This window comes from Opitutaceae bacterium (genome assembly GCA_041395105.1).
In the GTDB taxonomy this organism is placed as follows: Bacteria; Verrucomicrobiota; Verrucomicrobiia; order Opitutales; family Opitutaceae; genus B12-G4.
Genome location: JAWLBB010000007.1, coordinates 122888 through 136336 on the forward strand (window position 1 = coordinate 122888; position 13449 = coordinate 136336).

The following is a 13449-nucleotide window of genomic DNA, read 5'->3' on the forward strand; positions in this document are numbered from 1 at the left end:
TGCCATCTGGATAGAGGGAAATCCGCCGAAGATCGAGGACTGAAATCGAGCCAAACCCGGCAACCGCACAGGGTCTTGTGCGGAGCGCGGTTTGGGGTCGCTCAGGTCGATTGCGCGGTTACGCGCCAGGTTCGTATCAGGCCGACGGGAACTAGATGTTTCCCCGTCTCGCTTCCAGTTCGCCGCGAATGCGGGCAGCCTTGTCCTCGGTGATGCTGTACTTCCCCAGTATCCATATACCGAAGACCAGGGCCACTGCCGGAATGATGGCCATGAACAACTTCATTCTCATGAACACCTCGACCTGGTTGGTCGATGCGGCGACATCAAAACCGGTCAGCTCCAGCAATACACCGGAAACGCCGAACCCCAGGGTGAAGGAGAGTTTGACGACATTGGAGAAGATCGAAGCAAAACTCCCCTCCCGTCGGTTGCCCGTATTCAGCTCATCCTCATCTCCGATATCAGCGATCATCGATCCGACCAGAAGCCAGGTTCCCTGGCCTCCGAAGCCCATGAGGAACGAGTTGATCAACATGAGGGCCGGCATGCCCGGGATGAAGATGAAGTAATTGGACGCCCCTCCGATCAGCTGAACGATGAGCGCCACTTTCAGGGCGGTGATTTTCCCCTTGGCTTTGGAAAACGTGGAGAAGAACACGATGGCCAGATAGACGGAGAGATAGTAGGCGGTGGAGCCGTAGCCGGTCCAGATCGAGGAGGCCGTCTGGTCGCCGTCGAGCACGTAATAGGTGCCGATGAAGACATTGAAGCTCTGGGTCAGGCTGGTGCCTCCGGCAAAGAGCACCGTCATCAGGACCATGACCAGGAAGTCCCGGTTGCTCAGGGTCAGTCTGAGGTCCCTCCAGAGGCTGTTCCGCTTGTGGTCCTTGACCAGATTGGTCTCACTGAAGCGTTCCTTGACGAAGAGGGCGGGCAGGACGCCGATGAGGATCATGACGATGCCGCATCCCAGGGCAAACCAGCGCATGCCGTGCAGGGTATCGGCGACACCGTTCAGATGAAAGACATCCATCTGGGTGATCGCCCAAACCCAGCCTCCCAACATGCCGAACGTCGTCTGAAAGAGGGAGCGGAATGAATTGATGTTGGTGCGTTCATGGTAGTCGGGCGTGAGCTCCATGAACATGCTGTGATAGGGCATGGCCCAGATGGTCAGGCTGGTGTAGAGGCACAGCCCCATCGGGATCATGAAGGCGATGATCTGGGCATGGGTGGCGTCCCGGGGGAACATCCAGAGCAGAGGAAAAAAGACTCCCAGGAGGATTGCGCCGACGAAGATATAGGGCCGCCGCCGGCCCCATCTCGACTTCGTGTTGTCCGAGATCCAGCCCATGAGCGGATCGGTCATCGCATCCCAAAGTCGGAAGCCCATGAAGAGCATGCTGACAATCCAGGGCTTGATGCCGAACTGGATCGTAAGGATCGGCGAAGCAATACCGAGTGGTATCCAGACTGCCCAGATGTCAGCCGGGGCGGCCAGACTGTAGGCGATTTTGCGCCAGAACGGCAGAACGTAGGTGGGTTTCTTCTCGATTAGGGTCCGTATGGCTTTGAACATGGAAGGCACATTCGTTGATTGTGGGTAAGGCGGAAGTCTTGGACGAAATCCAGAAAAGTCCATCGCTTGATTAGGTCCGATGTCATCTTGCCATGCCCCGGATGATCCTGTTGCCCGGATGAGGGTCAAATTGACTCTTGATCGTTGACTCCCCCTCGGCCCGAGACGGATCCTCGAATCCCCAAGGTGGTGCTCGGAGGTTCCCCGGGCCCGCAGACTTCAACCCTCCTTGACGCGGCAGGACGATCGCTCCGCCTCAGGACGCAGCATTTCTCCTAATCCACTTCAGAGGCCGACAGCCATGGCGAGTCGTTCCGCGATCCAGACGGCGTCGCGTTTCTCCCGAATGCCGCCGCCGGCGTGGAATTTGTGACCGGCGTGATCCTCGACCACGACTTTGTAGAATTGGGTCGAACCGGAGCGCATGCCGGGTTGGGCGGTGACCGCCCGGACAGAGCCCGGCGGCAGGGATCGCGTCACGGTTGGAAGGATGAGACGGTGCCGGATGGTCAGGTGGCGGTCTTCCGTCGTCACTCGGACACCGTAAAAGAGAGCGGAGAGTACTCCGGCCAGAAGTATCAGGTTGAAGGCTCCCCACATGAAGGGGAATAGCCGGGGCATATCGACCTGCAGGAGAAAGTAGAGGATGCCGGTCCAGACAGCCGTGAAGACGATCAGCCCGAAGGTGGACCCATTATTTCGACCGGGCAGGAAGTCGATGGACACGCCGACTGCGGTTTCGCGGATGCGAACGCCTTTCATCACAGGTTCACTACCGACATCGGGCGAGGCTTGGAACTCTGCCAGAGGGTCGGTCACCCTTTCCTTCGGAACGGTGTCACGGGATCGAAAGACCGGCACCTCGAAAGTCTCGGCGTAGTCGACTCCCGGCAGGTCGGCATGAGCTTTCAACCGCCAAACAATGGCAGGATTTCCGTCAAGGGACTCCGGTTGATCGTCGGGCAGGGGGAAGAAGACGGGCAGGCTCAACCCCGCGTTGGACAGGGCGATGGCGCGGTGGGGAACAACCCTCGTCTCCTCCCAGAGCAGGTCCTCCCGGGTGCTCCGGTTCTTTCCGCTTCCGGTGGTGGTTCGTCGGACACAGGTGAGTTTGAGCCTGATTTCCTGGATGGTCACCATGACACACGGGATCTCCAGGCGGGCCTGAAAGTGTTGCCCGAGGCAGCCTGGCAGGGTTTCCAGGTGGAGCACGGATTGGCCGAACCTCCGCCATTGAAGGGTCAGGCGGATTGCGGCGGCGAGCAGGCCGATCCCCACGAGGGGAAAGAGCAGGGCGATGAGGACGGCCTTGTTTCCCTTTTCCCATTCCTGGCGGAAGACGAAGAAGATCGGGGAGGAAACCCCGTTCCAGAAAATCGCAAAAAGCCACATGGCGATGACCGAGGCGCGCCGGTTCGAGCGTGCCGTCCCTGCCGCCCAGTCCTTGCGCCAGAGCCAGGGGGCCGACGGGTTGGCAGCCGCGACCTCGGCGTCTCGTCGCGACTTGCGAAATCCATGGAGGACCAGGGCAAGGAAACCCGAAGCGACGGTGAGGAAGACAATCGCGACTCCGGACATGGGCCAACCTTCGCCGGGTTCGCCCTGCACCACCTTCCGCAGACCGAGGACAAGGAAGGCGGCCCCGACCACAAAAAACGGTGTGAGGAAGACGCAGACGACGATGAGACCACCTCTGCTGGTGGATGGTTTTCCCGTCCGGTTGCTTCGGCCGAATGAGGTGGAGGGGTTCCAGGCGGACATGGGTTTCCTTTGTTTTCGGAGGATCTGTGTCCAGCTGAAGCTTGATCAGGAGAACGGATCGAGTCCATCCCGGTTTCTCGAACGATTTCATCCGGCCGGCCGACCGCGGGGGGATTCGGGGCCAAAGACCGGTCTTGTATCCATGGAGCGGAACGGCTCTGATGGCTTCGTGCCCCGTCCGTTTTCCGAGGAAACCTCATTATGATACAAATCGCCGAAGTCTTCCAGCCGATTCCGGGTCCGCTCATGCGCATGATCAAGCAATGCGGTATCCATCACGCGGTCGGAGGGATCGATTTTCGCCCGATCGCCGGTGCGCCGGCCGAGGACCAGCCGGTCAGCCTGAAATCGCTCCTCAAGGTGAAGGCGGCTTATGAGGAAGCCGGCTTCTCGCTCGATGTGATAGAGAGCCGGCCCCCGCTGGAACTGGCCAAGCTGGGTCTGCCGGGACGGGACGAACAGATCGAGTACACCTGTGAGTTGATCCGCAACATGGGCCGGGCGGGCATCCCGGTCTGGTGCTACGAATGGATGACGTTCTACAACTGGGTGCGGACCGGGACGGGAATCGAGGGGCGGGGTGGGGCCAAGGTGACGGGTTTCAATCTGCAGGATCTGGAGAAGATCCCCCGGCCGGATTGTGGGCCCGTCTCTGAGGAGCGCCTGTGGGAAACGCTTCGCTATTTCCTGGAAAGAGTCGTGCCGGTGGCCGAGAAGGCTGGGGTCAGGCTGGCCATGCATCCGGATGATCCGCCCCTTTCCCCCATCCACGGGGTGGGTCGCATCATGCGGTCGATCGAGAATTTCCAGCGTCTCCTCGACCTGGTTCCCAGTCCGGTCAACGGCATCACCCTCTGCCAGGGGAATTTTGCGCTGATGACCGACGATCTGCCCTCGGTCATCCGGGAATTCGGCCGGCAGAAGAAGATCTTCTTCGTCCACCTGCGTGATGTCCGGGGAACGCCCGACAACTTCGTGGAAACCTTTCATGATGAAGGGAAGACCGACATGCTGGCCTGCATGAGGGCCTACCGCGACATCGGCTTTGACGGAGTCCTGCGGCCCGACCATGTTCCCACCATGGAAGGCGACAGGAATGACGAGCCGGGTTACTCCTCCATCGGCCGGCTCTTTGCCATCGGCTATATCCGGGGACTGCAGGAAGCGGTCTACGCGGACTGAACCGTATTCGGGATCAGTCCTGAATGGCAATAACAAGGGGTATCCAAGAGGGATCACAAGATGTAGTCTCGGCAGTCTCTTGCCGCGTATCCACGTTGAAACGCCCCAAGAGACTGGGGCGACTACAACTGGCAATCGCACGAACAAGAAATACCAGTTCTGTGTCGAAGAAACGGCTTAACTGAGTGCCATTCGGGATCAGTCTCTCAACTCCACAACCGGTCATGGGACCATTCATTGTCCCACTCATCGGTCGGCTCCCAGAGACCGGGGGCTTCGGGATTGATGTGCTCGCGGATGACGTCGTCGTTCAGGGATTCGATCCCGAGGCCCGGTTTGTCGGACAATTCAATGAAACCGTTCTTCACGATCGGTCCGGAAGGTCCGGTCACGAGGTCGTCCCACCAGGGGATGTCGGCCGAATGGTATTCGAGGCCGATGAAATTCTCGGTCGCGGCGGCGCTGTGGGCGGCGGCCAGGCAGCCGATCGGACTTTCCGCCATATGCACGGCCATGGCGATTCCGTGATCCTGGGCGAGATCGCCGAGCTTTTTCATTTCGAGTACGCCGCCGACCGTGAGAACATCGGGATGAACGACTGAGATGGCCCTGGCTTCGAGGAGGGGGAGGAAGGCCTCCTTCAAGTAGATATCCTCTCCGGTGCAGATGGGGATGGTGGTGGCCTGGGCGAGTCGTCGGTATTGTTCCGTGTATTGCCAGGGCACCAGGTCCTCGATCCAGGCCGGGGTGAATTTCTCAAGGCGCCGGGCCAGCTTGATCCCGTCCTCGACCGGAATGTGTCCACAGTGGTCGATGGCCAGGGGAACCTCATCGCCGATGGCGGACCTCACCTCCGCGACAAAAGCCTCCAGATGATCCAGTCCTTTCTCGGTGACATGGATGCCGGTAAATGGATGGGGGATATTGTAATTGTCGTAGGAACGATTGCGGATACGTCGTTTTTCGTGGGGATCTGCGGCCTCGTTTCCCGGCTTCTCAATCCAGCCCCGGATGATGGGATTGTCGCGTCCGTCCGGCGCGTTGAGAGCGCCCGGGATGTCCTTGAGCAGGTTGATGCCGACGTCCATCTTCAGGAAGGTGAATCCCATCTCCATCCGTCGTCGGAGAGCAGCGCCCATGGTGGCACCGTTCAGCCGACCTCGGACATCTGTATCGCAATAGGTGCGGATACGATCGCGGAACTTTCCCCCGAGCATCTGGTAGAGGGGAACACCGTAGGCTTTGGCTGCCAGGTCCCACAGGGCCACTTCCACCCCGGAGACACCGCCACCCTGTCTGGCATGCCCTCCGAACTGCTTGATCCGGCGAAAGAGGCGATCGACATCACAGGGGTTCTCCCCGAGCAGCCGGCTCTTGAGCATGAGGGCGTAGGTCTTGCTGGATATGTCCCGAACCTCACCATAACCGACCAATCCCTGGTTGGTGTACAGTTTGAGCAGGATGCAACGCATCGGCGCGCCGACAATCTCGGCGAACCGCATGTCCGTGATTCGCAGATCGGACGGCCTTGAGGCCGTCTTCACGTGGTCGAGTGCAGAGCCCGGGTCGTCGGCTTTCATGGAGGCTGTCTCCTAGAGACGGGTCTCCTCGCTGCGGTTGCGGCGCTCGAGGTCGGTTTCCTTCGACCAGTCGATCTTCTCCAGGTCCTCAAGTTTGTGCGTCTTGCGCCACTCGGCGAAATCCTCGTCCACGTCCGGCGTCCATTTGGAATCCATCTGGTGGGAGGTGTATTTCTTTTCGGTCAACCTCTGCAGGCCGAAGATGTCCCGCAGACGGGTGCGTTCGGAATCTTCGACAACCTCCTGAGCCAGGTGGGGCGGTATGAAGGTGATCCCACTGTAGGTGCCCAGGACAACATCGCCGGGCATGCAGATGGCGCCGCCGATCTGGCAGGGGGTATTCATCCCGATCATGGTCGTGTCGCGGATCGGGGTGGGATCCATCCCACGGCAGAAAGTGACGAGATTCTTGATCTTGAGCATCTGCTGGGCGTCGCGGATGCCGCCGTGGATGACCTGCCCCCGTTTGGTCCGGGTCGCGATGGCGGTGGCCAGGTTGCCACCGGAGAAGGTGCCTTCCCAGACTTTGCCGAAGAGGTTGATCACGATGCAGTCATCCTCCCTGAGGGTCTCGATGACCCAGGAATTCATCTCGCCGATCCGGCCCTCCTTTTCATGCCCGTGCTTCATGAGGGCTTCGTGGAGGTCGGGGCGACGGGGGACGAAGGTGGCGGTGACGGCCCGGCCAACCAGGATCCTGCCCGGGTTCAGCTGGACCCAGCCGCCCTCGAAGTTGTACTTGTAGCCCCGGTTCCAGAGGACTGCCCAAGCCTCCTCGGTGGTGACCTTTTCCATCCGGCGGATGATGTCATCGGGCACTTTGGGACGGCCGTCCTCAAACCGTTCGCCGGTCCAGTCGGGCGTCATCTGGATGATATCTTCAGGGTTTCCGAATTTCATGGGTCGGGGTTGGTTTTTTTCCTGGGGTCGGGCCGGGCAGATGTAACTGACCGGTTACCGGGTCGCTGAGGATTCAATCTGGGAGGGGGAGACCTCGGGGCAATGGAAATCGCCGGCCGGGCCGGGCGAATCCGTTGGATCTATAGAACGGACAGGCGGGCGCCTCCGGTGCCGGAATGGCCGGCTCGTCGCCGGCACCAATCCGCAGTCTTGCCCTAGAGCCAGCGCTTTCGCCGGAAATACCAGAGCATGCCCAGAGTGATCAGGCCCATGGCGACAAGAAATGCCGGGTAAGCCCAGCGGACCTTCAATTCGGGCATGTAGTCGAAGTTCATGCCGTAGACCGCGGCGAAGAAGGACAGGGGGATGAAGATCGTGGCGATGATCGTCAGGACTTTCATCACTTCGTTCATCCGATTGCTGACCGTCGAGATGTAGAGGTCGTTGGTTCCCGAAAGAAGATCGCGGAACGTCTCGATGATATCGATGATCTGAACAGCATGGTCGTAGACGTCGCGCAGGAAGACCTGGGTCTGGCTCTCGATCAACTCGGACTCGTTGCGGTAGAGGGATCCGAGGACCTCGCGGAGCGGCCAGACCGCCTTTCGCAGGACGAGCACCTCCCGCTTCATGGCATGGATGCGGTGCATGACCTCGGCACTCGGGTCGGTTACGACCAGTTCCTCGAGTTCCTCGATCTCATCACCGATCTCCTCGAGAATCTTGAAGTAGCCGTCCACCACGGCGTCGATGATGGCGTAAGCCAGGTAATCGGATCCCTTGTGACGGATCCGTCCTTTGGCCAATCGGATCCGCGTGCGAATCGGATCGAGGACATCCCACGGTTTTTCCTGAAACGACAGGACGTAGGTCTTCCCCACGACCAGACTCATCTGGTCGATCTCGACCCGCTTGGAAGTCCGATCGAAGGAGAGGATTTTCAGGACAATGAACAGACTGGCGTCGTAATCCTCCAGCTTCGGGCGCTCCGTCGGACTGACGATGTCCTCAAGCATAAGGGGGTGGAGTTCGAGCGCCTTGCCGATCGCCTCGATCTGAGCCATGTCGTGCAGACCCGCGATATCGATCCAGGTGATCGAAGGGGTCCTGGCAAACGGGAAACAATCCTCCGCCGAGGCGATTTCACCTTCGTTCAGCTCATTTTCATCATAATCGAGGTAACGGGTGATCACCTTTTCGGTTTTCCGTTCCCCGGTATGCATGAGGGTTCCGGGAGCGGTCCCCGCTTTCTTCCGAACGCGATTGACCACCCGCCCCATGATCCCGACCGGTTTCGGGGCAGGTTTCTCTTTCCGGCTGAATCTCAGCTTTTTCATCATGGGATGGATTGCAGCAGGCTCTGCATGCGCGCTAAAGGGCCTTGATTGCAGCGGTCAGGATCTCACAGGCCCGGTCAATGGCCGAACCTTCATGGGCGGTGCTGATGAAGCAGGTCTCGAAGGCGGAGGGCGGCAGGTAAACCCCGTTCTTGAGGCAGTGATGGAAGACGGTCCTGAAATGGGCCGTGTCTGAAGCGGTGGCATCGGCATAGTTCCGAACCCTCTGCGTCGCAAAATAGAATGAGAACATGGAGCCGGTCTGGGGCACCTGGAGGGGCAGCCCCTTTTCCCTCGCGGCGCCGGAAATGGCCGCCTGGATACGACGGCCGAGATCCTCGAGTCTCGGGTAGGGGTTGGCGGAAATGAGCAGATCAAGTGAGGCGATTCCGGCAGCCATGGCGAGGGGATTGCCGCTGAGAGTGCCGGCCTGATAGACGGGGCCGAGCGGGGCCAGCTTGTCCATGATCTCCGCCTTGCCGCCGAGGGCGCCGACCGGGAGACCGCCGCCGATGATCTTTCCAAGGGTGGTCAGATCGGGGCGAACTCCCGTTTTCTCCTGCACGCCACCCGGAGCCACGCGGAAACCGGTCATGACCTCGTCAAAGATCAGAACGGTGCCATGGCGGGTGCAGACTTCGCGCAGATGCTCGAGGAACCCGGGATCCGGCAGGATAAGGCCGACATTGGCAGGGTAGGGCTCGAGGATGACGCAGGCGAGGGTGTCACCGTGGGCGGCGAAGGCCTCATCGATGGCAGCGGTATCGTTGAAGGGCAGGACGATCGTCTCTTGCGCGAAGGAAGCCGGGATTCCCGCGCTGTCCGGGTTGCCGAGGGTGAGCGCGCCCGAGCCGGCCTTGATGAGAAGCGAATCGACATGGCCATGGTAGCATCCGGAAAACTTGATGATCTTGTCCCGGCCGGTATATCCCCGGGCCAGGCGGACCGCGGACATGGTGGCCTCGGTCCCGCTATTGCACATCCGGACCTTCTCAATGGAGGGAACCATCCGGACGATTCTCTCTGCCATGGCCACCTCGAGGGGATTGGGCGTGCCGAAACTCGTCCCGTTTTCAAGGGCGGCGGCGATCGCTTCCCGGATGGCCGGATGATTGTGACCGTGGATGGCCGGGCCCCAGGTGCAGACAAAATCGATGAGCGATTGTCCATCGGCGGTCTCGAGGGTGGCCCCGTTGGCGCGGGTGACGAAGAAGGGCGCGCCGCCGACCGATCGAAACGCCCGGACAGGGGAGTTGACGCCTCCGGGCATCAGTTGCAGTGCACGTTCGAAAAGTGATTGTGAGGAGTCAGGCATGGGAGGGAAGCGAGCCGGGCTCGCGAAGATGGGAGATGGTAGATGGGGCGTCAGCTCACGTATTTCTGGACAATGGGGATGCGGCGGCCGACGCCGAAGGCGAGGGGTGTGATCTTGAGACCGGGGGCGGCCTGCTTTCGTTTGTATTCATTGAGGTCGACCTTGCGGATGATGTCGCGCACGACTTCGGGATCGAAGCCTTGGTTGACCAGATCGCGGGAGGAGAGTCCCTCTTCGACGTAACCCTGGAGGATGGCATCAAGAACCGGATAGGGTGGCAGGGAATCCTCATCCTTCTGATCCGGACGCAATTCGGCGGACGGCGGCTTTTCGATGGTCGAGGCGGGAATGATCCCCCGTTCCCGGTTCAGGTGGCGAGCCAGGTCGTAGACTTTCGTCTTGGGAAGGTCGGAGATCACCGCCAGGCCCCCGGCCATATCGCCGTAAAGGGTGCAATAACCGACCGCCAATTCGCTCTTGTTGCCGGTGGTCAGGAGGAGAGCGCCGAATTTGTTGGAGACCGCCATGAGAAGGAGGCCCCGGGCCCGGGCCTGGATATTCTCCTCGGTCGTGTCGGGAGTGCGTTCGGCAAAGAGGGCCTTCAGGGTGGACTCCGCACCGGCCACGATGGAGGTGATGGGCAGGGATTCGTAGCGGATGCCGAGATTGGCGGCGAGAATGCGGGCGTCATCCCGACTGTGCTGGCTGGAAATCTCCGAGGGCAGGCTGATCCCGATGACGTTTTCGGCGCCCAGTGCCGATGCGGCGAGAGCCGCGGTGACTGCGGAATCGATGCCGCCGCTCAATCCGATGAGGGCGCGCCTGAAGCCGCTCTTGTGGGCATAGTCGCGAAGCCCGAGGACGAGGGCATCCTCGATCTCCGCCATCTCCTCCTGTTCGAAAAGGGGGTCGATTTGTGGCACGGGGGAATCGGTATCGACCACGGCGAGGGACTCGCGGAAAGCCGGCAGGCCGGCGATGAGGTCTCCCCGGGTGTTGGCCACCAGGCTCCGTCCATCGAAGATCAATTCATCATTCCCGCCGATCGCATTACAATAGACGAGAGGCGCCCGGCAGGTTCGGGCAGAATCCCGGATCAGGCTCTGGCGCAGTCCTTCCTTGCCGTGATTCCACGGACTGGCCGAGAGATTGAGGACGAGATCCGGATTGCGGGAGGCGATCAGTGCGACCGGATCGATGGGGTAGCGTCGGCGCGGTGCGACCTGCTGAGCGGTCCAGATATCCTCGCAGATGGTCAATCCGATCCGCAGTCCATCGAATTCGAAAACGAGCGGCTCGTCCGCAGCCTGAAAATAACGATCTTCATCGAAGACGTCGTAGGTCGGGAGAAGGCATTTGCGCCCGGATTTGAGGACTTCGCCCCGATGGCAGAAAGCGGCTGCATTGAAAAAGGAGCGGCCGTCTGTCCCGGGGTTGGTTTCCACGAACCCGATGACAATTGGAACATCGCCGATGTGGGCGGCTATCTCGGCGAGTGAGGATTCATTGTCCGAAACAAAGCGCCGCTTGAAGAGGAGATCCCGGGGCGGGTAGCCGCAGACGGCCAGTTCCGGAAAAACGACCATCTCGGCACCTTCGGCGCAAAGTCGGTCGTAAGCCTTGAGAATGATCTCCCGATTTCCTTCGAGGTCACCGACCGTGGTATTGATTTGGGCCAACCCGACGCGCATGAGTGGCCTTCAGTTTTCCGCGGAAGCTGCCAGTTCCAAGCAGAAACGCACATTTGGGGCAGAGGTCCATTGATTTCGAGACAGGATTTGCCAAACGGCCAAGTCCCTGCTCAATGTCCCGGGATGTCGATGAAGGTGTTCATGGCCGTTCTGGCTATTTCTGGATTGTCAACGGGTTCTGTTCTGCGGGGTCAGGACGCGGAACCGTCCGTTCCTTTGGCCTCCGGGATGCCGGATACCGGAGTGATCAATCTGACCATGGCGGAGACGCTGAGACGGGTCGAGGAGGCGAATCTCAATGTGCTGCTGAGCAAGGAGGCGGTTCTTCAGGCTATCGAGGCGGCCAATCGGGAGCGGTCATCGATCCTGCCCCGGGTGGATCTCAATGTCCGACAGACCCGGAGCAAGTTCCTGATCAATCAGACCGGGTCTGGTCAGGAGGGCTCGTCGACGCTGAACAACTTCACCGCCAAGCTGGTCGGCAACTATACGATCATTGATCCGACGACGCGGTCGATCTACGAAGCCGCCAAGCTAGGGATCACGGTGGCCGAATACGAGTATGAGCTCGCCCTGCAGGAGGTCCTCAGCGCGACCGTTCGTTCCTATTACACCCACCAGCGCAATCTGGCGGGAATGACGCTGGTGGAGGCGAATATCGAAAGGGCCAAGGTCCTGCTCGATCTCGCGACCGACCAGGTCAATGCGGGGGTCGCCACCCAGATCGATCTGACCCGGGCCCGGGCCCAATTGGCCGGGGAAGAGCAGGCCCGGTTGCAACAGGAGACCCTGGTGGTTGAGAGCGGGCTGCAGTTGAAGCAGATCCTCAATCTGGATCCAAAGGTGGAACTGGTCCTGGCCCCCTACCGAATGGATGAAACACCTTCAGCCATTCCTCCGATGGGGGATCCGGCTCTCGCCCTGGAGAATCGCCGTGAGTATCAGCAGGCGACCCAACAGCTCGAGCAGAACAAACTTGAACAGCGTGCCTCCCGTTGGCAGCGGTTCCCGTCCGTTGATGTCTTCGGCGAATACGGCTACGGCTCATTCGATGTTTTCGATCTGGAGGGCGAGGATGCCTGGCTGGTCGGAATCTCACTCAATGTGCCTATCTTCGACGGGCTTCAGATCGAGTCGAACAAGCGGTTGGCGGACTCCCGGTTCCGGTCCCAGGAACTGGTGATCCGGAACCTGGAAAACCAGATCCGATCGGAGCTGTCCTTTGCGGTTCAGGATGCCCGCTCCCGGCTGGCCCAGATTTCGGTTGCGGAAACGAACAAGCAACTCGCCGACGAGGAACTCCACCTGGCGCGAATCCGCTTTGAGCAGGGCGTGGCCGACAACCGCGAGGTCATCGATGCCCAGAACGCCGTGGCCCGGGCCAACGACAACCTGGTCCAGGCCATCTATCTCTACAATATCGCCCGACTTGAGCTGGCACGGGTCAAGGGCGAGGTTCGGACCATTCTGACGTCTCGCTGAGCCGCGGGAATGGGCCTGTCCCCGATCATGGTTGCGGCTGACAGGCTCATCCTGGCCTCCGGTTCTCCCAGGCGCCGGGAACTTCTCGATTCGTTGGGTCTGCCCTTCGAAGTGGTGACGGCGGAGGTCGATGAGGCCGATCACCGGTTTGGCGACCCCCGCAAGCTTGTCCTGGACAATGCCCGTCTGAAGGCGGACTGGGTCAGCCGGCATTACCCGGACCGGGTGGTGCTGGGGGCGGACACGACGGTCTTCCTCGACGGGCGGATCCTGAACAAGCCGGCGGACCTCGCGGAGTCGCGTGCCATGCTGGCCCGGCTTTCGGGGCGGACCCATACTGTTTTTACCGGAATTGTCCTTCTGCGCCAGCATCCTCCGCTGGAGGATTCCATCATCGTAGCGAGCGACGTCCGGTTCCGGGTGCTCGATCAAGCCGGAATCGAGGACTATATCGCCCGGGTCAACACCCTCGACAAGGCGGGGGCCTACGCCATCCAGGAAGAAGGGGAGCGGATCGTGGAGAGCCATTCGGGATCGCTCTCCAACATCATCGGTCTGCCTTTGGAGGAAACAAAAGCGCTTTTGACCCGTCATAGATTCCTGCCATGATGGCGCCTGA

10 protein-coding genes are annotated in these 13449 nt (G+C 60.4%); 3 read left to right on the top strand and 7 right to left on the bottom strand.

What is annotated here, in order from left to right; translation table 11 throughout:
- Positions 1-151: 151 nt before the first annotated feature.
- Positions 152-1582 carry an MFS transporter gene (locus R3F07_17700; protein ID MEZ5278221.1) on the bottom strand — a complete coding sequence of 477 codons (1431 nt, stop codon included), beginning with the start codon at positions 1580-1582 and terminating at the stop codon, positions 152-154.
- Between the two features lie 285 nt (positions 1583-1867).
- Positions 1868-3343 (bottom strand): hypothetical protein, encoded by a 1476-nt coding sequence (locus R3F07_17705; protein MEZ5278222.1) that lies wholly within the window; start codon positions 3341-3343, stop codon positions 1868-1870.
- Positions 3344-3544: 201 nt separating this feature from the next.
- On the opposite strand from R3F07_17705, the gene R3F07_17710 reads away from it, so the two are divergent.
- Entirely contained in the window at positions 3545-4525 is a 981-nt protein-coding gene (locus tag R3F07_17710) for a mannonate dehydratase (protein ID MEZ5278223.1), read from the top strand.
- A gap of 206 nt (positions 4526-4731) precedes the next feature.
- Here R3F07_17710 and R3F07_17715 read toward each other — a convergent pair whose 3' ends face one another.
- The 5 genes from R3F07_17715 to R3F07_17735 all read right to left on the bottom strand — a co-directional run bounded on the left by R3F07_17715 (position 4732) and on the right by R3F07_17735 (position 11348).
- Positions 4732-6105 (bottom strand): mandelate racemase/muconate lactonizing enzyme family protein, encoded by a 1374-nt coding sequence (locus R3F07_17715; protein MEZ5278224.1) that lies wholly within the window; start codon positions 6103-6105, stop codon positions 4732-4734.
- A gap of 12 nt (positions 6106-6117) precedes the next feature.
- Positions 6118-7005, bottom strand: coding sequence for a hypothetical protein (locus R3F07_17720; protein MEZ5278225.1), 888 nt, complete (start codon positions 7003-7005; stop codon positions 6118-6120).
- 215 nt (positions 7006-7220) lie between these two features.
- Complete coding sequence (gene corA, locus R3F07_17725; GenBank protein ID MEZ5278226.1) at positions 7221-8345, bottom strand: magnesium/cobalt transporter CorA; 1125 nt, start codon at positions 8343-8345, stop codon at positions 7221-7223.
- A 31-nt stretch (positions 8346-8376) separates the two neighbouring features.
- On the bottom strand, positions 8377-9657 hold the full coding sequence (gene hemL, locus R3F07_17730) for a glutamate-1-semialdehyde 2,1-aminomutase (GenBank protein ID MEZ5278227.1): 1281 nt from the start codon (positions 9655-9657) through the stop codon (positions 8377-8379).
- Between the two features lie 50 nt (positions 9658-9707).
- Positions 9708-11348 (bottom strand): NAD+ synthase, encoded by a 1641-nt coding sequence (locus R3F07_17735; protein MEZ5278228.1) that lies wholly within the window; start codon positions 11346-11348, stop codon positions 9708-9710.
- A gap of 228 nt (positions 11349-11576) precedes the next feature.
- Between R3F07_17735 and R3F07_17740 the strand changes: the two genes are divergently transcribed.
- Together R3F07_17740 and R3F07_17745 are read left to right on the top strand one after the other, a co-directional pair.
- Positions 11577-12830 (top strand): TolC family protein, encoded by a 1254-nt coding sequence (locus R3F07_17740; GenBank protein MEZ5278229.1) that lies wholly within the window; start codon positions 11577-11579, stop codon positions 12828-12830.
- 27 nt (positions 12831-12857) lie between these two features.
- Positions 12858-13439 (top strand): nucleoside triphosphate pyrophosphatase, encoded by a 582-nt coding sequence (locus R3F07_17745; protein MEZ5278230.1) that lies wholly within the window; start codon positions 12858-12860, stop codon positions 13437-13439.
- The last annotated feature ends 10 nt before the right edge of the window (positions 13440-13449 follow it).

Coding starts and splice junctions, on each gene's coding strand:
- R3F07_17700 (MEZ5278221.1), bottom strand. CDS start 1,582: ATGTTCAAAGCCATACGGACCCTAATCGAGAAGAAACCCACCTACGTT.
- R3F07_17705 (MEZ5278222.1), bottom strand. CDS start 3,343: ATGTCCGCCTGGAACCCCTCCACCTCATTCGGCCGAAGCAACCGGACG.
- R3F07_17710 (MEZ5278223.1), top strand. CDS start 3,545: ATGATACAAATCGCCGAAGTCTTCCAGCCGATTCCGGGTCCGCTCATG.
- R3F07_17715 (MEZ5278224.1), bottom strand. CDS start 6,105: ATGAAAGCCGACGACCCGGGCTCTGCACTCGACCACGTGAAGACGGCC.
- R3F07_17720 (MEZ5278225.1), bottom strand. CDS start 7,005: ATGAAATTCGGAAACCCTGAAGATATCATCCAGATGACGCCCGACTGG.
- corA (MEZ5278226.1), bottom strand. CDS start 8,345: ATGATGAAAAAGCTGAGATTCAGCCGGAAAGAGAAACCTGCCCCGAAA.
- hemL (MEZ5278227.1), bottom strand. CDS start 9,657: ATGCCTGACTCCTCACAATCACTTTTCGAACGTGCACTGCAACTGATG.
- R3F07_17735 (MEZ5278228.1), bottom strand. CDS start 11,348: ATGCGCGTCGGGTTGGCCCAAATCAATACCACGGTCGGTGACCTCGAA.
- R3F07_17740 (MEZ5278229.1), top strand. CDS start 11,577: ATGCCGGATACCGGAGTGATCAATCTGACCATGGCGGAGACGCTGAGA.
- R3F07_17745 (MEZ5278230.1), top strand. CDS start 12,858: ATGGTTGCGGCTGACAGGCTCATCCTGGCCTCCGGTTCTCCCAGGCGC.